The 22011-nt window shown below is 41.0% G+C and carries 17 protein-coding genes; all 17 read right to left on the reverse strand.

Going from position 1 to position 22011, the window contains the following annotated elements; genetic code table 11:
* Positions 1-6 precede the first annotated feature (6 nt).
* Entirely contained in the window at positions 7-1503 is a 1497-nt protein-coding gene (locus WC473_00965; GenBank protein ID MFA5124384.1) for a radical SAM protein, read from the reverse strand.
* A 63-nt stretch (positions 1504-1566) separates the two neighbouring features.
* On the reverse strand, positions 1567-2697 hold the full coding sequence (locus WC473_00970) for a glycosyltransferase family 9 protein (GenBank protein MFA5124385.1): 1131 nt from the start codon (positions 2695-2697) through the stop codon (positions 1567-1569).
* A gap of 2 nt (positions 2698-2699) precedes the next feature.
* Positions 2700-4115, reverse strand: a complete 1416-nt coding sequence (locus WC473_00975; protein ID MFA5124386.1) for a radical SAM protein — start codon at positions 4113-4115, stop codon at positions 2700-2702.
* Between the two features lies 1 nt (position 4116).
* Entirely contained in the window at positions 4117-5487 is a 1371-nt protein-coding gene (locus tag WC473_00980; protein ID MFA5124387.1) for a radical SAM protein, read from the reverse strand.
* On the reverse strand, positions 5480-8044 hold the full coding sequence (locus tag WC473_00985) for a radical SAM protein (GenBank protein MFA5124388.1): 2565 nt from the start codon (positions 8042-8044) through the stop codon (positions 5480-5482). The genes WC473_00980 and WC473_00985 overlap by 8 nt, the downstream gene beginning before the upstream one ends.
* An 11-nt stretch (positions 8045-8055) precedes the next feature.
* Entirely contained in the window at positions 8056-9495 is a 1440-nt protein-coding gene (locus tag WC473_00990; protein ID MFA5124389.1) for a radical SAM protein, read from the reverse strand.
* Between the two features lie 18 nt (positions 9496-9513).
* Positions 9514-10209: a glycosyltransferase family 2 protein gene (locus WC473_00995; protein MFA5124390.1), complete on the reverse strand. Its 696-nt coding sequence runs from the start codon at positions 10207-10209 to the stop codon at positions 9514-9516.
* 4 nt (positions 10210-10213) lie between these two features.
* Positions 10214-10870 (reverse strand): methyltransferase domain-containing protein, encoded by a 657-nt coding sequence (locus tag WC473_01000; GenBank protein MFA5124391.1) that lies wholly within the window; start codon positions 10868-10870, stop codon positions 10214-10216.
* 9 nt (positions 10871-10879) lie between these two features.
* The gene (locus WC473_01005) at positions 10880-11998 is read right to left on the reverse strand and encodes a glycosyltransferase family 4 protein (protein MFA5124392.1); all 1119 of its coding nucleotides are present in this window, start codon (positions 11996-11998) and stop codon (positions 10880-10882) included.
* Positions 11995-14154, reverse strand: a complete 2160-nt coding sequence (locus WC473_01010; protein ID MFA5124393.1) for a radical SAM protein — start codon at positions 14152-14154, stop codon at positions 11995-11997. Before WC473_01010 ends, WC473_01005 begins: the two co-directional genes overlap by 4 nt.
* The gene (locus WC473_01015) at positions 14141-15220 is read right to left on the reverse strand and encodes a glycosyltransferase (GenBank protein MFA5124394.1); all 1080 of its coding nucleotides are present in this window, start codon (positions 15218-15220) and stop codon (positions 14141-14143) included. The genes WC473_01010 and WC473_01015 overlap by 14 nt, the downstream gene beginning before the upstream one ends.
* A 4-nt stretch (positions 15221-15224) precedes the next feature.
* Positions 15225-15959 (reverse strand): polysaccharide deacetylase family protein, encoded by a 735-nt coding sequence (locus tag WC473_01020; GenBank protein ID MFA5124395.1) that lies wholly within the window; start codon positions 15957-15959, stop codon positions 15225-15227.
* Positions 15943-17034, reverse strand: coding sequence for a glycosyltransferase family 4 protein (locus WC473_01025; GenBank protein MFA5124396.1), 1092 nt, complete (start codon positions 17032-17034; stop codon positions 15943-15945). Before WC473_01025 ends, WC473_01020 begins: the two co-directional genes overlap by 17 nt.
* Positions 17015-17617: a class I SAM-dependent methyltransferase gene (locus WC473_01030; protein ID MFA5124397.1), complete on the reverse strand. Its 603-nt coding sequence runs from the start codon at positions 17615-17617 to the stop codon at positions 17015-17017. Before WC473_01030 ends, WC473_01025 begins: the two co-directional genes overlap by 20 nt.
* Positions 17608-18303, reverse strand: a complete 696-nt coding sequence (locus WC473_01035) for a glycosyltransferase family 2 protein (GenBank protein ID MFA5124398.1) — start codon at positions 18301-18303, stop codon at positions 17608-17610. The genes WC473_01030 and WC473_01035 overlap by 10 nt, the downstream gene beginning before the upstream one ends.
* A 15-nt stretch (positions 18304-18318) precedes the next feature.
* Positions 18319-19791: a radical SAM protein gene (locus WC473_01040; protein MFA5124399.1), complete on the reverse strand. Its 1473-nt coding sequence runs from the start codon at positions 19789-19791 to the stop codon at positions 18319-18321.
* Between the two features lie 5 nt (positions 19792-19796).
* Positions 19797-22004: a glycosyltransferase gene (locus tag WC473_01045; GenBank protein MFA5124400.1), complete on the reverse strand. Its 2208-nt coding sequence runs from the start codon at positions 22002-22004 to the stop codon at positions 19797-19799.
* Positions 22005-22011 lie beyond the last annotated feature (7 nt).

Raw genomic sequence — 22011 nt, forward strand, 5'->3', positions numbered from 1 at the left:
TTAATATTAGAAATTAATCATCTTTTTAATGCAAATCAAAGCTTTGACTAAGGGTTTAGGAATTTTATTTTTCTTAACGAAAAATAGATGCAAAATAGAAACACCTAAACGCACAATAGGATTCCTGCGATTTTTTATCAAGAATTCAATCTGGATCTTCTTAAGTCGGGGAATAAGATAAATAACCTTATTCAAATAGCCTTTATTCAACAAGTGGAACTGTTTCTTTAAGTATGCTTGCCCATCGGTCAGATGACCGTCAGCGATGGCTCGACGGTATAATTCCGTGCCAGGATAAAAAGTCAAGGAGAAAAGCGATAAATGAAATGGCTTTCTAATTCGATTAAGAATGTCAATGGTTAAAAGCAAATCATCCTCGGTCTCGTAAGGATTATCCAAAATTACATCAATAATGACATTTAATCTCCCCCGATATTTATCCAAAAGCGACATGGCCGTTAAAAATTGGCTGGATTTGGCATGCCTCAGATAGATATCCTGATTTACTCGATCGCTACCGCTCTGCAGACCCATTTGGATCATATCTAATCCAGCATCAACTAACAGTTCTAATTTAGCGGCATCAATAGTGGTGGGACTAGCCAAACAGAAAAACGGCAAATCAATCTCTGCCTTATAGCGCCGATTAAATTCCCTGATCCAATCCAAATCATTGACAGCAAAGCTGTCATCCATGATTTTAAATGATCGAATAAAAGGGAATTTATTTTTTATCATTTTCATTTCCGTGACCAATTGATCAACGGAACGTTTTCTCAAAAAAATACCGCTATAGATGTTACGAAAAACAGAATTGCAGCAGTAGGCGCAGGCATGGGGGCAACCGCGCGAAGATAATAAACGATGGTCGCCCCGCGCCGCCGGATAATACTGCCGAAAAACACTTTCCGTCATAGGCAGTAATTCGCCCTGATGAATAATGTAATGGTCGAAAAAATCATAGTCTGGAAAAGGCAATTCATCAATCGCGCTGATTAGAATTGATTTTCCGCCACTAATAATTTGACTGCCATTCTTATGCCATAAGCCGGGAATATTAACGTTCTTATAATTAAGCCAATTATCATTCTCTGTTAATTGCAAAAGGGCCGACTCGCCCTCTCCAACGCAAACCAAGTCGGCGTAAACCAAACAATTTTCCGGATCAATGGTGGGATGAATTCCGCCCCAAATTACCGGCACGCTTGGAAAATTATCTTTGATTGACTTAGTGATATTTTTTGCGCGGAAGAAATGGTTGGACATCAAACTCAAACCAATTAAATCTGGTTTATATTTATTGATCAACTCTGCAATCTGTTTTAATTCCTGTTCATTCTCCAACTCGCCATAAGGTTTGGCCAAAAATAAAATCGCCACATCCCGGCCGAATTTTTTTAAATAAGAAGAAAGATACCTGACGCCTAAAGCGCTGATATCGGTCGGAGCCTTTTTGAATTCCTCCACATCCTGCTGATTGAGTGAAATTAACAGAATCTTCATGAATATTTAAAAATTATAAAACCGATTTAATGTGTTTAATTATAACAGAAAATACACAATTAATCAATGGCCTATTAATTCTCGGCAAGCAACTAAAACCTGTTCTGGCTTTATAGCCGAGAAGCAAATTTCCACCTCAGCAATATCAATGTCACCGTTATACAACATCTTGCATTGTGGCCGGCAAACCCGACGATCAGTGACTAAACGATAATTATTTTCCGGCCGCTGGTTGTTATCGTCGCAAGGGCCCAGGATATCAACTACGGGGACTGACAGAGCATCGGCGATATATAATAAACCAGTGTCAACGCCAATAAACAAACGGCATTTCTTCAGGTAGTATGGCAAGATATTCAGATTTTTACCCAAAATCAAATAACTTTCTCCGCCCGCTTCTTGCCTAATTTGCTCTAAGTATTCCTCTTCATCCTTGAGGCCAAAAATAAAAAAAATCGGTTGATACTCGGCATTTATCTTCTGTATTAATTCAATCCAATAATCTTTAGGCCAGACTTTATAGTCTTTGCCGGATGAAATAACGGCACCGAAAATCATTTTATCGTCTAAGGAATTGATATGAAAAAAATCCTCTACTTCCGGGCAAGTCGCGAAGAAAAACAGCTGATTGCTTTTATTCTCAACGCTGAAACCAGCTTCCCGCAATAATTCAAAATAAAACTCCTTAATTGAGCGGTCAAATTTGTAATCTTTAGTTTTGTAATACGGATAAAGCAGACGTAATGATCTGCCGTCTAATCGCGTGGCAACCGAATAAGATTTGGCAGCATTTAAAGATAAACCTAAAATGCCGCCCTCAAAATTATTCACTAAATTAAAATAAGCTGTAAGCTCAAATCGGCTTAAATATAGCCACTGCTTAAGCAGCCATTTCAGGCTACCTGCCTCCCGCTCATGGACAAAGCCAATTCTCTCATCAATAAAGGGATTGCCTTGCCAAATATCCAAAAATTTATTCCTCGCAAAAACAATCAGTTTCGTTCCCTGGTTAGCTTTTTTTAAGGCCTCTAAAACCGGCGTTAAACAAACCATATCGCCCAATTTGCCCGTATAAAAAACCACTATCGCCCGACCGATTTTTCTCCCCCGATAAAACCGTCCCAATAAGCGTAGCAATAAAGCCAGAGGCAATAAAAATATTTTTCTGATTGAGTCAAATGAATAAACCCTCATAATCAAGAAGTTTTAGTGGTAAACCATTTTATTATATTTTTCCTATTTTTCCATAGCTTACGCGTTGAGAAAAACGGGTGCGACAAATAATATTCTATTTTGGCTCGCCGGGCGAACTGAAAAATCTTTTCATAGCTTAAATCCGGCTGCTCAAAAATCGGCACATTAGCGCAGGACACTAATGGAGGATACGATCGTTTTTCTTCATAAAATTCCGCCCAGGAAAAATCATTTGGCAGGGTGCCGATTTTTTTGGCCTCCAGCTCAATCGCAGTATGAGGATAAATCATCGTTAGGGTTTGAGTTGTCTCATCAACGCCCAGTTTGTTCTCCAAGTACCGACTCAAAAAAACAGTCTTCTTGATATCCGCGTAAGTTTCTCCCGGCAAACCATGCATGAAAAATACTTTTAATTTTATCCCCGCCCCCTTGATTATTTTTATAGCCTCAATCACCTGGCTGACGGTAATGGCCTTCCTGATATTCTTTAAAATTTCATCACTGCCTGACTCCGCCGCCATGGCAATATGCTCGCAACCGGCTCGCTTCATCCAATCAACCAACTCGGCATCAATATTATTGGCTCGAGCCTCGCACCACCAACTGACCTTTAATTCTCTGGCGATTATCTCCTGGCAAATTTCAATGACACGCTGTTTATTCATCGTAAAACAATCATCAAAAAATCCAACGCCATCAAGTTTGTAAGTATTTAGCAGGAACTGTATTTCATCCACGACATTTTTAGCGCTCCGATAGCGGATGTTATGGCCCCACTGCTCCGCTGTGGAACAATAAACGCAATTATACGGACAGCCGCGACTACTGATAACACTGGTACAAATCTTCGTTGATAATGGTATAGTCTGGCGATATTCATTAATCGGAAGCAAGTCTCTGGCTGGCAACGGCAAACTGTCTAAATCGGCAATTGCTTGACGGTTGGCATTATGGATTATCTCCCCCTGATTATTGCGATAAGATAAACCATTAACGCCAGATAGATCTTCCTTATTCGCAATAGCTTTAATTAATTCTAAAAAGGTCAACTCCCCCTCTCCCCTGACAATCATATCAATTGACTTAATATGCTTTAGAGTATCACCGGCGGTCAGTGTTGGATGAGGTCCGCCGGCCACAATCGGCACTGCCGGCAGATTGTTTTTAATCAGTTCGGCCAACTCAAAAGCATAAAAACGATTTTGCGTGCCAAACGACAACCCGACAATATCAGCGCCTTGTTCTTCTAGGATTTCAATAATCTTTTTGTTGTCGTACCTGTTGATAACACTATCAATAATATAAACATCATTAAAACCGTTTTCCCGCAAAACCGCAACTAACCACGCCAAACCGAGTGGCGGCATGGTTTCTTTTGTTTGATAAAGGGAGGGAGGAAAAATTAAAGCTATTTTCATATTATTTTTTAAAAATCACTTCCTGCCAAAAAACCGGTTTATACCAATATCCTCGGCCGTATTTAAGGCGATTCTTATAATCCCTTAAGAACAATAAACTCCAAAAAGGCTTCAATTCGGTATTAATCAATCCCGCATATTTTTCAATATTATTCCAATGCAACCTTTTACCGGGGAATTTATTTTTTATCCGCTCGAATAAAACGGTTCCAGGATAAGGGATAACGGGCAAAAATTGTTTAACTTGCAAATTATTTTCGACAATAAAATCTATAGTTTCTTTAATGGTCTGCCGATTTTCTCCCGGTGCGTTCAATAAAACACAATACCCTCCGGCTACGCCGTTCTCTTTTAAGATATCAATCGCCGATCGTAAATCTGCCGAAGTTATTTTTTTATTAATTTCAATTAAAACCCTGTCACTGGCGGACTCCATGCCTAAATTTACATTAATACATCCGGCTCGCTTGACTAAAGGCATAATCCCCCTACTCTTAATGATATCAGTCGCCCGGGCATTGGCGCCCCAAGAAAACCTGAGGCCTCGATCAATGATAGCTGAACAAATCCTCTCTACCCTGTCGCCATCAATAAAAAATTCCCAGTCCTGAAAAAAAACTGATTTAATTTGAAAATTATTTATCAAGTACTCAATCTCTTCTATTACTTTTTCAACACTCCTAACAATATAACGTCCGGGCATCATGGCCTTAAGGCAGAAAACACAATTGTAAGGGCAGCCGCGCGAAGTCATTATGACAGAAAAAGGCTTCTCATAATCATTGCTGGAATATTTATCCATCGGCAACAGATCATAGGCCGGCAAAGGCAAAACATCCAGATCAATGATTCTCTCACTTGGATTATTCACGATTTTGCCGCCTTGACGATAAGACAAGCCGGAAACTTTCGAAAATGCCTGCTCTGCGGCCAGGGTAACAATCAAATCAGACGCGGATAATTCTGGCTCACCCCTGATAATAAAATCAACTTGGCAATTATCAAACACCCATTCTGGCATAGTGGTGCCGTGACTGCCGATCAATATTTTGTACTTAACCTTTACCCGGTCTATAATCTTAAAAATGTTTTCAATATGGGAATTAGGGCACTCCCAGCGGTCAATCGGCGTAGAGGTAATAATGAAGGCCTCGGGACCGAAATCATTGACTGCCTGGTAAATGGATTCTAACGGCAAATTCAAAACATTGGCATCCAATAATTTGATATCGTGGCCGGCCTGCCTTAAAATAGAGGCGATAATAGCCATCGACAACGGCTGCCTGGCCCTGACATTCATAATTGACTTCTTCTCCTGGTTAAAATTAGGAATTAATAAAAATATTTTCATTTTATCGATTAAGTTAATCATTGATATAAACCGCTTTGCAACATCTGGAACAAATCGGTAACGAATGCTTGAATAAATATTGACGGAATTTTTGGTAATCATTGGACAGCCAAATCTCATCAGGAGTCTTATCCAATAAGCTCCCGAAAGATTTTTCAATGATATCGCACCAAACAACTTCGCCACGCTGATTAATGCGCAACTCGGGCTGCAATAATTTCAAACAAAAAGGCCGGGACGGTTTCTGACCCAAATACTGCGGTAAGTTATGATAATAATTCAACGGAGAGAAATTAACAAAACAGCCAGTCTTAAGTCCGTACAATCTGATTTTAGCCAATTTTTTCTTCAACTCTACGGCGTCAGTATCAGGAGGAAAAATAGGATCCCTAATCTGCGTATTAAGGCGGTAATCGCGGCCCTCTTCCCAGCCAAACTCCCGATTAAAAATACTCTTGGCTTGAGCTACGTCGGCAGATGAATAAACTTGCTCAAATAAGACATTAATTGTTGTAATGCCTAATTTTTTAGTGGTATCAATCAATTCAAAAAATTTATCTACATTATCATTAATTAACAAGGTGGCGAAAATGGTAATAGGAACTTTAGGCATTTTGGCCTGCAAAAGCTTAATGGCCCGCTCCAACCGATCAAAAGTACCCGGTACGCCCCTAATAGCGTCATGTAACTCCTTGGGACCGTCCAGCGAGGTTAGAATATCAGTCAGATGCTTATAACCCGCTAATTGATCAATATTACGCTCATTAATAAGCGTACAGTTAGTTTGAAGGATTACCCGTTTACCGAGAGAATCCCAAAAAGCAATAAGCTGCAAAATATCTTGGCGGGCGAATGGTTCGCCGCCGACTAATTTTATTTCTTCCACCTGGCTGGACATTTTTTTAAACACCTCAAGAATCTGTTCAGCTGACAATTCCTGCTGGCGTAAATTCCTATTCTCTCCTTGATAACACATCTTACAACGCAAATTGCATCTGATGGTCGGTTCATAGCCGACTTCATAAACTAGCGGGGACTCGGTTTGAAAAGGCAGAGCCGGCGCTTGAATAAATTTTTTAACCCTGATAATCGCCAACCTATTCCGCCGCCAATCATAAAATATTTTTGCCAGCGGAGAGATTATTGGCACGGCTTTTACCGCTTTTTTAAGCTGATGCTTATTATTTTTCAAATAAGTTAAGAATAATCCGCAATCATAAACTAAAGGCGAAAAGAAAAAGACATAAACCGGCAGGCGATAACGCGCCAAGACAAAGGGCGAGACCATCAAAGCGGTATACAGAATTATCATCACTGCAAAAATGAAAAATAGCAGTTTATCCCGATCTTTAAAATAAGAATAAATTAAGGCGATAGCCAAGGCCAGAGAACTAATACCCCATAAAGCAACACCGGCCAAATAAGTTAATAGTTTAAGATTAATCTGTTTGATGAAGTCAAAAATTCCCTGCCAGTTGCCATTCAAGATAAATCCGGTGATATCCGGTTTAGAAAACTCCCCAGTGCAAGCCGACCACATCTCGAAGTATCCGGGCTGAAAAAAGAAAGGTATTGTCCTAATCAGATGAACCTTAAGATAGCCGCCCAGATTGCCTAATATATAAGCCTTGGCCGTTTGACTGTAATAATCCAGCTCGCGATTGAATTCAGATAAGCTGACTGACAGGCAATCGCCTTGATTGCCGATATTTTTCCCCAGAGCGCTATCGGCTTGCCGGACAATAAGATTATAAGCATCAGCGTAAGGAATTTGTCTCTGATAAGAGATCAGCGCTGGCAGATTATAAAAATAAATATTAGTATCAAATAGATTGACCAAAGCCGGCCGATTATAAACAACCTTATTCCTAATAATGATCGGCGAAATCACCGCAAAAAATACAATCATGAAAGCAACACAACTTAACAAAATCTTGCGCCAACTCAACTTCGCCAATCCGCCGGTCGGTACGAGTTTCCGAACCAAATAAACTAAAACAAGACCGGCTGGAAATATTAAAAGCAAGGGGGAAGTATTTTGCCTAGCTAATGTTGAAATGCCGAGCCAAAAAGCGCTCAGCAACAAATCCCTGCTCTTAGCGCTGGAGAAAAATTTCAAAAAATAATATGTGCCGCCTAAAAATAACGGGATGGCCAAATTCTCGCTGACCAACAAAAAATTATGCCAAGCCCAATAAGGTTCAATGGCAATCAAAAAAGTAACCAACAAAGAAATCTTCTCGTTAAAAAACAAGCGAACCAGCTTATAGCCGATGATTAAGGTCACGAAAGCCAAAACTACTTGCGCCAAATAAATCGTCCATTCCCCTCCCAACCAATGCAATAAGACCGAAGTCGTCAAGTAATACAATGGCGGATGCCAATCACAGTAATCGTGAAAAATACCCAATAAAACAGAAACAGCCGGCTGAGCCTGGTTATAAAAATTCTGCCAACCGCCTTTATTTAAGCTGGCCTGCCAAAAAGTGATAAAAATTGAAATACGCACCGCCAGAAAAGCGGCGACAATGACCAGCCATGACCGATATTTAAAAACGATATTTCTTATATTTGACATAGTATTTTCTGTTATTGCTGCTTTTTACCGCTAAGGATCCACTCGCACAGTGCTAGAAATCCTAAAAAATAAATTTTAACGTGTTTCGGGCTTCTTAGACGTTTCACATAATTAAGGATAATCCGCGGACGAAAATAAAATTTACGGAAAAACAAGCGATTAGAAGCTATAAGTTCCTCCCGCGTCAAGCCGAACGGCACGAAAACCGGCTCCCATTCGTTCATTTTTTTCCAATCCTTATCAAAAGTCCCATACTGGGAATAATTGCCGCTGATTTCCGAACCGGGCAATGGCGTCATTAGAGTGCAATGGAATTCGTCAATTTTAAGTGACAGCGCAAAATCGATCGTTTCTTTGATCGTCTCGCGGGTTTCCCCGGGATGGCCCATGATAAAAAACGCGCCCACATCAATTCCTGCCCCCTTAGTCCAGTTGATAGCGCTTCTAATCTGCTCCTTAGTGGTGTTTTTCTTAATTAATTTTAAAATGTTTTCATTGCCTGATTCCACGCCATACCAAACCTGCCAACAGCCCGCCTCCTTCATTACTTTAAACATTTCCGGCTCAACCATATCAACGCGGGCTAAGGCTGTCCAGACCAAATCCAATTTTTTTTCTTTCAGCAGTTCGCAAAATTTGTAAAGACGCGGCTTAAAAACCGTAAAATTATCATCGCGAAACTGAATCTCCCTGATGCCGTATTTATAATAAAGCAACAAGACCAGCTCCATCATATATTCCGCAGAATGAGCCGACAGGACGTTGCCATAAACGCTTCTAGTGCAGAATGTGCACTGACCAGGACAACCTCTTGAAGTAACTAAAGTTGAAGCGGGAAATTTTTTAACCGTATGAACCGGCGGAGAATATTTGACTAAATCGGGCAATAAATCAAAAGCCGGTTGAGGTAAGGCGTCAAGATCAATAATTCTGGCACGCGGCGCTGTAATAATAAATTCATCCGACACATCAGATTTAAAAATCAATCCATTAACCTGTCTTAACTGATCCTTGCTCAAGCCGTTTTGAGATAATATCGATAATAACTCAACCAAGGTCCTCTCACCCTCGCCGATAATCCCCAAATCGAATTTGGGATAAAGCTTCAGGGTTTCTTCCGGCGCCGTGCTCAAATGATGGCCGCCGATCAAAGTGATTATGCCAGGTTTGATCTTTTTAATTTCCCGAGCAACCGCCGCCGCGTTATCAATAGAGATAGTAACTGCCGTAAAACCAACAATGGCGGGATCGGCTGCCAAGACTCGTTCTGTAGTTGCAACGGTGCCCAAATCCATAATTTCCGCATCAATAATACTAACCTCATGACCCGCCGCCCTGACGGCAGCCGCCAAATATACCAGTCCCAAAGGAATAGACTCTCCCCCGCTTTTGCTTTTTATCCCATATCTTTCTTCTAAAGTTAATGGGGGTTGGACTAAAATTATTCTCATAATAGAAAATACTAAAAATTAAAAACGATATTTAATCAGGGTCCAAATAGCAATTAAACCGTCGCGAAGTTTTATCTTTTTACCTTCTTCTTGCGAGCGGGGAATATAGGAAATCGGCACTTCATGAATCTTAACGCCCTGCCGAGAAATCTTGGCTGTTATTTCCGGACAGAATTCAAAACCCTTGGCTTCAATATTTATCTTATCCAAAACTTGTTTGCTGACCATTTTATAGCAAGTCGCCTCATCTGTTATGGCAGTGCCGTAAAGAAAATTAGTCAACCAAGTCAGATAGACTCCACCCAAATAATAAAACCAGCCGGCCTTAGGACTTTTCTTTCTGGTCAATCCTAAACGCCTAGAACCATAAACCGCTTGAGCGCCGCATTCTTCTGCTTCATTTATCAATCTTTTCAGATCATTGGGATTATATTCTAAATCAGCATCCTGAACGACAGCATAATCGCCGGTTGACACTTTGTAACCGGCAGCTACGGCCGCGCCCTTGCCTTGATTTTCAGGCAGATGGATAATGATATATTTATCCTGATAGCGATCAAGCACTTCTCGGGAATTATCGGTGGAACCGTCATTGACTATAATAATTTCTTTGTTAACGCCTAAATCAGCTTCCGACAATTTTTGTAAAATAGCCCCGATGGTTTTTGCTTCGTTGTAGGCCGGAATAACAATGGAAAGTTTATTGATTTTCATAATATTATTTCTTTTTGCAAACTAAATAATAACCGCTAGTTAAAATGCCATTTTCCGGCCGGGAATGCCTGATATCGCCGAACTCACTCTTTATCGGCGAAGGCAGCCAAACCAATAATTTAACTAATAAAAATAACGGGATTTTCATTAAGCGACCGCCGAATAAATTGGCTTGAAAACCTATTCTTTGTAATAAAGCGGCCAAAGTATCCTTAGTTGACAACTCATTGCGCAATTCGATTATTTCCCAGCCGTCACTAAATAAAAACCTTAGGCCATACTTGGTAAAACGATAGTAATCATTGGGAATATCATGAAGAGGAAAAATAAACCTGGTAGTCAAAAGCAACACTCCGCCTGATTTCAGGACTCTTTTCATCTCGGCGACGGCTAAGTGAGGCGAATGCAAATGCTCCAGCAATTCAGTACATAAAATCAGATCGAATTTATCATCGGTAAAAGGCAACTGATGAGCGTCGCCCACCACATCAACATTAATCCCCGGCCGATGGTCAAAACCGATGCGGTTGGGAAATAAACTTTTGTAAGAACCGTCACCACAACCCAAATCAAGCACCAATTTTTCCGTTGACTGGTACTGGGCGATGAAAGCATCGATTTTTTTTCTGGTTATTTTGGCAGTTAGAAATTCTTTAATCATTTTTGCCGTTTATGAATTAATGAAAGAGACGATTTTTTCAGCGCGCTTCTTCCAAGTATATTTTTCCGCATCGCTCCGGGCGCAACGAGAGATATTCTCGGCTAATTGCCGTTGCGTCAAAGCCCGGTTAATGCCCGCCGCTAAAAGATCAGAATTATCCGGCTCAACTAAAATAGCATTATTATCATTTAAAATTTCCCTCAAAGAAGGCAAATTAGAAGCGACTATAGGTACGCCACTGGCTAAATATTCAAAAAGTTTAAGCGGTGAAGTATAAAATTGCGATATTTTTTCCTGCCCGGAATTAGGCAAAACCAAAACATCAGCGGCCTTCAGATAGAACGGGATTTGCTTATGCGGCTGATGGCCGAGAATTAAGACATTAGCGCTATTGACATTTTTTTTCTTAAAAGCTTCAACATCTTCCTTAGTACCGCCGATAAAAACAACCAGGGATTCATTAGACAGATACCGGGCGGCTTCAGCCAAAACCTGCGCTCCTTTCCAACCATAAAGATGGCCGGTGTAAACAATCAATTTTTTATCCAACGGCAAATTAATTTTTTTCCTGGACTCCGTGGCGGTAATATTCAGATCAAACTCAGCCAAATCAACGCCATCGGGAGCAATTAATATTTTATCAGCAGCGATTCCGTTGCTGGCCAGAGCGGATTTAATAAAATCAGTCAGAACAACAATCCGTTGAAAACACCGCCAAAAAAGACGATGATACGATTTGATTGTTGCAGGCAAGGAGTGAAGTTCCAAAAAAGACGATTTAAAAAATAAGCCGAACTGTTCTTCGCGTGTATATATAATATCATACTCCCTGAAAGACACGTAGATTCTGCTGGCTAACAAAAAAGTTGCAGTCGCCAGCCAAAAAGCCAGATTACCAATTGTTTTATCCAAAAAAATCAAATCTAAACAGGGTAATTCGGTAATCTTAAAATTAGCCGGTAAACCGTAATAGTTGAAGGGATCGGCTTTAAGATTATTAGAACGCCGCGGTACCACCAATTCAACTTGATGACCCAAAACAGAGAAAGTCTCGCACATTTTCATGATTTGCCAGCCATGAGCCTTCTCGGTCGGTATTCTGATGTTTGCCAAATAAATTATTTTCATTTTTTTGTTTTTACTAAATAACACATTTGATGGCCGAACATATTAGGCCAAATATCTTTAAGACGAAAACCATTAGACGATTTAAATCTAACAACATCTAGACCCAAATCATTCAGCCAAATCAAAAAATCCTTATGGCTCCAAAACCGCAGGTGTTCTGACGGATGTGTCATCCATTGGGTAAAAAATCTTCCTCCAAACATTAAGCCGAAACGATAACGGTAAAAAGCGGAATTAGGAACTGAAATTGCCAAATAGTCGGCATTATCTTTTATTTTAGAGATTAAATCCTCGGGATATTTGATGTGTTCCAAAACCTCTGAAATCACAATGTAATCATATCGGTCGTCCAAATTAAAATCAGCGCTCTCGATATCGGCTTTTACTCCGTCAATGCCGGCTTGCTTTAAGTTATTGATTACTAATCCGGAAATATCCAAACCACTGACCCGGCAACCCTTCTTTTCTTTTAATTCATAAGGCAGACGCGAACTGCCACAGCCAAGATCCAGAATTTTAGCTCCGGGCTTAATCCAATCCATAAAAATCACTTCCCTTTCCATTAATTTGCTACGCATCTTGAAGCCGCGCTCTGACCAATACTGATCATAATCAAGTTGTTTGGTGATATTTTTGAAATCAGGGCGACGCGTACCCTCAAAGAAGAACGATTTCGAGACGCGAGCTATGATTTTGTCAAAATAATACTTAAGCGCGCGCTTGACTTTGAATAATATAAAATCTAAACGCTCTTTTTTGTTACCCAACTTAAGCCAGATTTTTGCCAGCTTCAAAAAGTGGGTTAAGCCTCTCTTTTTTACGCCCTCAAATATCTCCTGACGCCAACTCTCAAATAATTTTCCCAACTCCTGGGAATCACTGACGCCAGAACGATTGAATTTGTCCTGGCTTTGGAAAAAAGAGAAATTACAATAATCGGAGGTATTGATACGACCCTTAAAAAAATCATTAAAAAGCTTCGTCCCTGGCAGGGCGGTAAAGATACTGAAAGAATAATGATCAGCTTTGATTTTCTTGGCGAATTCAAAGGTTTGCCGCATTTCTTCTTTAGTTTCGCCGGGCAGGCCGATCATAAAGCCGGCTTCGCGACGGATGCCGTGTTTCCGGCAAAGTTCCAGGGCTTTTTCCACATCGGATAATTTTATCCTTTTATTAATGATTTCATCTAAAACGCGCTGATTACCCGATTCAACGCCAAAATCAAGCTGTAAACAGCCACTTTCGGCCATTAACTTGATGATTTCTTCATTAACCAAATCCACTCGCGATTGAGCCCCCCAATACAGACCGGCTTCCTTCATAATCTGGCAAACCTTCCTAACATGATCGTAATTAGCCGTTAAGGTATCATCAGCAAACCAAATTCCTTCAACGCCATATTTATCCCTTAAAAGATAGATTTCTTTTTTGATGTTTTCCAAACTGCGATAACGCACCTGACGCCCAAAAACCTGATTGCAGGCGCAAAAAGTGCAGCTGTAGGGACAGCCCCGGGAAGCCATAACCATCACCGCTTTCATAGGGATGCCTCGGATAATATCGTCCCAGATCTTAGTATAGTAGGTCATATTCACCTTATCATAAGCCGGCAAGCTTAAATCAGTCAGATCCATATACTCCCGCCGTTCATTGATGACAACTTCATTATTCTGATCCGGCCAGGCGATGCCCTTCACCTTCCTTAGATCGGGCGACTCCTGCTGTAATTCCTTAATTAATTCAAAAGTAGTTTGTTCGCCTTCGCCGATAATGGCGGCATCAAAGCCGGAATTAACTACGCCAATCGGATCGGCTGTAGCTTGAGGCCCGCCGATAATCGAAAAAACTTTGAGTTCTTTTTTAATCCTCTGATTCATTTCCACAGCTTCGGCAATTTCCATGGTCGTGGCAGTAAAACCGATTACTTGCGGCTTAAACTCTAAAACAGCCTTAATGATCTCCTCCTTGGCTCTTTCACGATTATCGTATTGATAGCCTCTGTCCGCGAATATTTTCCCGTCGATAATCAAATTATCAAAACCATGATCCCGCAAATATCCGGAAATATACATCAAACCCAAAGAATAACGATGCTCCTTGAGCCGTTTAGGGGGAAGAATAAAAATCAAATCTTTATCTTGGCTAATTTTTATCATATTTGTTTTTGGGGCCTAATAACTCTTCAATAAGACCGCCATCTAACAATTGTTTGACTAAAATTTCCGGCCGGCATAATCGGCAATAAATCTCATAACCATTATCGGCGATTTTTTCATAATTTATTCTACCCTCTTTCAGCGCTAAGATTTTAGACGCCAAATCCTGGGCATCGGCCAAACGGCAAAAAACCGCATCTTGGCCGTCCGTAAGCAATTCCCTGATAGCCGAAGAATCACCGGTCAAAACCGGCCGCTTGGCCGCTAAGCCCTCATAAACCTTATTAGGGATAACTCTTTTAGCTTTATCAGTATGGCCGAATATACCTAGGCAAACATCAGCCTCCGCCAAATAGCCCCTTAAATTATCAATGGACACGGGCTCTATAAAATTAACATTACTGACTTTAAGCCGGCTCGCCAAGTCAATTATTTCCCGGTAAGTCTGACCGTGGCCGATAATATTAAATTTGATATTTTCCCCCTCTAGAATTTTCGTCGCTTCAATAATATACTCTATGCCCTGTAAAGGAATAAAACTGCCATGAAAATGAACCAAAAAATAATCTTTTTTCTTAGGAGTAATAGGAAAAATAACCTTATCATCACAACCGACTAAAACCCGATAAAACTTTTTTCTCTCCAACTTTAATTCTTTTACAAAATAGTCAATCTGGGCATTGGTATCCAATAAAATTTTATCCGCCAAACGGCAGGATAACCAATCCAATAACCAGTAATACCTTCCTTTAAGGCTTTGCGCTTTAACGATTTTCCTATCTTCAACCATGGAATCAAAAAAAGAGTAAAAAGCGTCAAAAACAATCGGTTTAACGGTTAAAAGCCTGGCCAAAATCATGGCCTGAAACCCCGGAAAACCAACGATCATAATATCATATTTCTTACGGATTGACCAGTGTTTTTTAATTAAATCCCAATACTTCAACGGCCCTTTGACGCTTGTTCGGCATTCAATCACATCAACGCCGTTTAACTTAAAACCGCCAAGCAAAATCCTATTGCGGCTATAATCAGGATCATAAATTCCGAAATAACAAATAATCATAATATTATAGTTTGCCGAATTTAATCATGGCTCTGAATTGAACCGGGCTGACGGCAGAATCGACGGCATTGCGTTTGAGCAACCATCGGTCGCTCTTAGGTCTGACAACGCCCTTAGCCACAGTCAAAGCCGCCTTAAAGCCGCTAGCTTTCAGTAACCCAATGATTTGCTGGTTATAGCGACCATAGGGATAGGCAAAATAAGACACCGGTTTGCAATATTCCCGTTCAATGAAGGCTTTGGACTCGATAATTTCCTGCCTAGCCTCAGTCAAACTGATTTTAGTCAGCTTGGCATGGCTGACGGTGTGGGGTTCAAAATCAATCAAACCGGAAGCGGCCATCTCCGAAACCTGATCCTTGTCCAACAATGGCAGATCAATAGACGGCAAACCGGTCGCTAAAAAAATCGTAGCGGGAAAATTATATTTTTTCAATAAAGGAAAAGCTATGGAATAATTGTCTGTATAACCGTCATCAAAAGTAATGGCGACTGTCCGAGGTGGAATTTTACCTGCCGTAAGATAGTCCAATAATGCAGACAAAGAAACAATATTATATCGCTGTTGTTTCAGATAAGCCAACTGAGCTGAAAAATCCTGGGACTCAACGGTGAAAAATCTGCCATTATCGCCTACGGAATGATACATCAAAATAACTGCGCGATTAGGCAGGGCGGGGAGAAAGGCCAGTAAGCTAGATAAAATATTTTTTAAAAAAAACTTAATTCTCTTCGCCATAGGCTTTTTTGATATTAACGACTAAATTTTTAATACTATAAGAAGCTACGACAATGCGACGCAACTCAACAGCCATAACCTGCTTCTCGGATGAATCCAATTCAGACAATTTCTTTATTTTGACCGCCAATTCCCGACTGTCAGCTTTTTCCAATAATAACAAATCTTGGTAGTCGCCCAGGATCACGGAAAAAGTTTGATTATAAACTACGGCCGGCACGCCACAGGCCAACGATTCCAAAACCACTTTGTCCAATCCCCCGGTGGGGCACAAGTTAATGCTTAAATCGGCTTGCTGATAATAATAAGGCAGGTCCTTATTGGGGATATTGCCTATCCAATCAATATAATCTTCCAGTCGGCGTTTTTTTATTTCCTCTTTCAATAAGGCAGCGTATCTCAAACCATCAAGATTCGGCGGTGAGCCGATAAAAGACAAGGTGATATTTTTTATTCCTAATTCATGCACCAAAATATCAACAGCTTTAATCAATAATAATTGATTTTTTATTTCGCTGATCCGGCCGACGCTGACGATTTGTAATTTATCCTGTCGAGCCGTCGCCCAATCTTTAAGACAGAATTTATCAATATCAATGCCATGGCCGACGATTTTCACTTTGGCACTAGCAAGCCGGAAACTTTCGGGCGAGGCGGTAAAAATAATATCAGCCAACAATTCAGCTAATCTTAATTTAAAATTAACCGCTTTATGCGCATACCAGAGGCCGATAATTTTGCCCTGCAAACGCCAGATCAAACCAGCCAGAATGACATAAACAACATTCATGTGAACAAAAACAGCATCATAATCATGGCGAACCAACCATAAATATTTATAAAAACGCCACAAGTAACGCCAACGCGACGGCCTGTCTTCCTTGCCCAAAGATAAAACCCTGACATTGGCAGGCAAATCATACTTACCTTTATATAGGCAGATAACAGTCACTTGAGAAAAATTATTGGCAAACTCTTTAAGCCAATCATGAAAAAATCCCAACAGACCGTCGGCGTCATCCACTTTCTGAGTCAAGATTAATAATTTCAATTTTTTATTTTTTGGCAATGGCATATAAATTCAAACCTAATTCGAAGCTGCCGCCGGTGATTTTATCGGCCGCAAAGCCGGTGGCGGAAAACTGTTTAAATAATTCCTGTCGACTATAGAACTGCTGATGCTCACCGATCTCATCCGGTGAAACTATTTTAAACGCGGCCAATAACGACAGCAGACCCTTAGTTTTTCCCCAGGGAGTCGTCACTATAAGCAACCCGCCGGGAACAAGCGCTCGATAAGATTGAGCCAGAATATTTAAAGCCGCGGTTTCATCCAAATGTTCCAAAACTGCCAGCATGGTTACAACATTAAAACAACTGGGACTGACCGGCAAATTATCGCCGGTTTTGAATTCGTATTTTTTTAAGCTAACTCCGTCGATCATTCCTTCGCTGACCGATTTATCCAATCCGACTTTGGCCGAAAACTTAACCTGCGCCAAAAAATAAGGATAAGAACCGCAGCCGATATCAAGAATAGCTCCCGACCTTAAATCAGCAGGAATCAACCTGTCAACTTTATTAGCCCGACGCCGGGCCAAGTATTTCTCTAAGACGCCATACCCCCTGGTAGGAGCGGCGGAACCGGTTATTTCCATAAGTTAAACTTAATAATATACCAAATCGCCGCCAAACCATCTTTCCAGCTTATTTTCTTGCCCTCTTCATAAGTGCGGCCGGCATAAGAAATACCGACTTCATAAATCCGGAATTTACCCCTGGCTATCAGGGCGGTAATCTCCGGTTCAACGCCGAATCGATTGGCAGTCAGGCGAGTTTTCAGATAATCAATAACCGGACGATTGAACGCCTTATAGCAAGTCTCCATATCTGTTAAGGTCAAATTACTCATAATATTGGAAAAAATAGTCAAAAAAGTATTACCCAGATAATGCCAAAAAAAGAAAACACGGTGAGGTTTGCTGGTAATGAAACGAGAACCATAAACAACATCAGCCTTGCCGTCAATTATCGGCCCCAATATTTCCTGGTACTCTTGCGGATTGTATTCTAAGTCAGCGTCTTGAATAATCAATAGATCGCCGGTTGCCACATTAAGGCCACGTTTGATGGCCGAGCCTTTGCCCTCGTTCTTATCCTTTAGAATTACGACGCATTTATCCCGCGGGCTTGAAATAATATCTCTAGTGCCGTCGGTGGAACCATCATCAATAATAATAATTTCCTTCTCTACGCCGGCAAGCGGCGCTGCCTCCACCTGGCGCAGTAGTTCCAAGATAGTTTTATGTTCATTATAGACTGGTATGATAACTGACAATTTCATAAAAATAATTAATATTTAATCGCGTTTAGTATTGATGTCCGGAGATTTAGGCAAGAAAAAAGAGACTAAAGCCATAAAACCATCAAACAAAATTTTTATATCGTCTAATGATCTAATGCTAAAAATCTTCTTAAGGATGAATTTCGGACGAAAATAAAAACTGCGATACATGATTTTATATAAATTCTTTATTTCTTCCGCTGAAAGATTCTCCAATCTCATAACCGGCTTAGCCAAATTAAAATCATCCCAATTTTCGCTCAACAACAAATCACGTTCCTTGGCCCAATTAAACATGGCCGTGCCGGGAAACGGCGTAGTAATATTGACGATCAGCAAATCGGGATTTATTTTCTTAACAAAACGGATGTTCTTTTCAATCACTTGGCGACTGTCGCCGGGATTGCCGACCATGAAAGCCAGACGGCATTCTATCCCCGCCTGCTTAGTCCATTTGACGGCATTGATCACTTGCGGCAAATTGATTTTTTTATTGATATTCTTCAATACGGCCTCATCAACATTTTCCACCCCATACATGATCTGATGACAACCGGCGTCTGACATTTTCCGCAACATGGCCTCGTCAACATAATCAACTCGGGCAAAACACGTCCAAGACAAATCCATTTTATTTTTTATCAGCAGATCGCACAAGTCAATGACGTTCTGACGAAAAACAGTAAAAGTATCATCATAAAACATGATCTGCCTGATACCGTAATTATCGGCCAAGTATTTTATCTCGGCAAAAATCCCGGTGGCCGACTTAAAGATCATCTGATCACCCAAGGTTTTATTGCAGAAAGTGCAACGCCCCGGACAACCTCGGCTAGTCATTAAACTCATGGCCGGCAACTTCTTATACGAGCCCTTAGCCGGCCGATATTTATCAATCGGCAATAAATCATAAGCCGGCAAAGGCAGATCATCCAAATTGGCAATCCGCCGACGCGGCGCGTTACGGATTATTTGTTTTTCGCCATTCAATTCTTTCTTATAAACCACGCCGTCAATCTCTTCAATCTTCTTGCCGGATAATATTTCTCCCAAAGTAATCTCCCCTTCGCCGATAACCACCGCATCAACAAATGGTTGATTAATAACCTCATCAGTAACAAAGGTTGCATGAACGCCACCGAAAATAATCAAAGCATTAGGATAATATAATCGGCAAATTTCCGCCGCCTGATAAGCCTTTTTAATTTGTCCGGTGGTGGCAGTAAAGCCGATCACTCTAATATCCCTGTGATGATCAACAAAATTTTCCTTTAGATAATCGCCGAAGGCCTGGACCGAGGGGCAGGAAACTTCACAATCAATTATCTCTACACTTTGATCCTGTTGACGGACATAGCCGGCAATGGAAGCCAGCCCCAAAGGAGGGAAATTTGAGTTAATCTCACGCCAAATATTATTCTCATCGCCATAATAATCAGGCGGAGCGATCAACAAACAATCCAAATTTTTTTGATTATCTTGCGACATAGCTTTTAAAGGAATCGACTAAAAAACGCTCTGAATCCGTCACTGGTCAACAACCATAAATAGTCAACCAAAACAATAACGATAACGACCGCAACCCGACTCGGCCAGCGGTAAAAATATTTTCTTAACCCGTTAACGGCCAACAAGGTTAATAGCAAAGCCAGGACAAAATACAAACGAGATGACACACCGGTCCAAAGCAAAAACATAAACGACGGCAGAATCAGGCACTTAACCAGGAACCTCTGATCGGCGGTAAACTCCCGCCATTTAATCAATCCTAACGGCACCAAAAGCCAAGCAGCCAGATAAACGCCGACGATACTCTTAACAACAAAAAACGGCTGATATTCGGAACCGCTGGGAGCGCTAATGCCCAGTTTATACCAATCCAAATATGAATAATGATAAATGAAATAAACCACGATTTGCCAAGCGATTAAGGGCAAGCCGACCGCTAAGGTTGATAAAAATAATTTTTTGAGTTTTTCGGCTCGAGGCAGTTGCGGATGGAAACATATCACCAGATACAGGAAAGCCATACCCAAACTGCTATATTCTTTCCATAACATGCCAACAACAACCATCAACGAAGTTAAAAATAAATTAAAGTTGTTAGGCCGTTTATAAAATCTAATGACGCCGATAGCGGCCAAAACCCAGAATAATTGGGCGCCCGACTCGGTAAACAAATCCAAGCCATACTTAAGTAACGGATAGGAAGAAATATAAATCAACGCTCCCAGAAGCGCCATTCCTCTATTTTTAAAAAACAAATAAAATAAAACGTAAACGGCTAAAGCCAAAAAAACATAAAATATAATCGCCTCTATCTCAAAAGCTAACGATAGATTGCCACCGGTTAAAAACGACAGTCCGGCAATACCCATAGGCCCCAACGGTTTTAAAATTCTGGAAGGAAAACTCTCCGCCATTTGTCCCATAAACAGCTTAGCCGTTTCCATATACTGATAAGCATCGCCGTTAATGCTAAAACCGACAAAATTGAGCCGAATAAACACGTTCAACGCTACCGCGGTTAAGATTAAAAGAATCGGCCAAAAATGATTATTGGTCGACTTGGTCGGCCGGCACTTTTTGTCTATGGCTGTTTGCCAGCTTTTCAGATAAAGCGCCAAATTTTCCTCTCGGCCGGGCAAAATGTTAATCGCCGATTCGGCCGACTGGCTGAGTTGCCGGCGCAAGCCAATATTCTGAATAATCTTTTTCATGGCGTCAGCTAATTTTTCTTCGTCGCCAACGGGCGTGATTAATGCGCTGACTCCGTCTTTCAACACCTCACCGGCGCAACCGACATCAGTCATCACTACCGCCAAACCGCAACTGGCGGCTTCTATTATCACCATCCCCCAACCCTCATAATCAGAACTCAAAACATAACTATCGGCTGAGTTGTAATAATCATAAATATTGTCAGTCCAACCGATCAAAAAGATTTTATCCTCCAAGCCGGATTCTTTTATTTGTTGGGCGAGTTTGTCTTTTTCCGGACCGCGACCGACTATAAGCAAAACCGCCTCCGGCAATTGCCGGGCAACCGTGGCGAAAGCTCTGATCAGCAACGGCAGATTTTTCTGTTTTACCAATCGAGCCATAGTCAAAAAAACAGTTTTGCCGACTAAGCGGCCGAAAATCTCCGGCTTAGTTTCGCTGAATTGCTTCTCGGGCTTAACATAGACAGGAACAACAACAATTTTATCTTCGGCTATATGCAAATCATTAACCAAAGTATCCTTTATCCGCTCACTGACTGCGCGCACGCTGTCGGCTCGCTTAATCAGCCAGCGCCCCAGATAATAACGGCAAAAGTTAATAGGATTTTCATTGCGCCAATAAGTCGCGCTAAAAAAATCGCCATGTTCCTGAATATTCAAAGCGCTCTTGAATTTCCTAGCCAGCAATAATCCCATCAGCGACAATTCAAAAGGATCTTGAACCGTTATGACATCATAATTATTCTGGCGGAACAGTTTTTTCGCTAACCGATACATATTGAATAGTGCCGCTAATCGGTTGCCGCCACCCGTGCCGTAAGCCGTTACTTTTTCTGATAATTTAATTTCTTGCGCTGGCGTAGCGGGCACGATAATATCATAAGCGTCCGTCATAACGCCATACTCAATCAAACGCCGAGTTACGGGTGATGAGGAAACGAATACGCCTTTATCGGTGCCTAAGTTTAATACTTTCATCTCAATA

The organism is Patescibacteria group bacterium (assembly GCA_041650895.1).
Classification (GTDB): Bacteria; Patescibacteriota; Patescibacteriia; order 2-01-FULL-39-33; family 2-01-FULL-39-33; genus CAISTG01.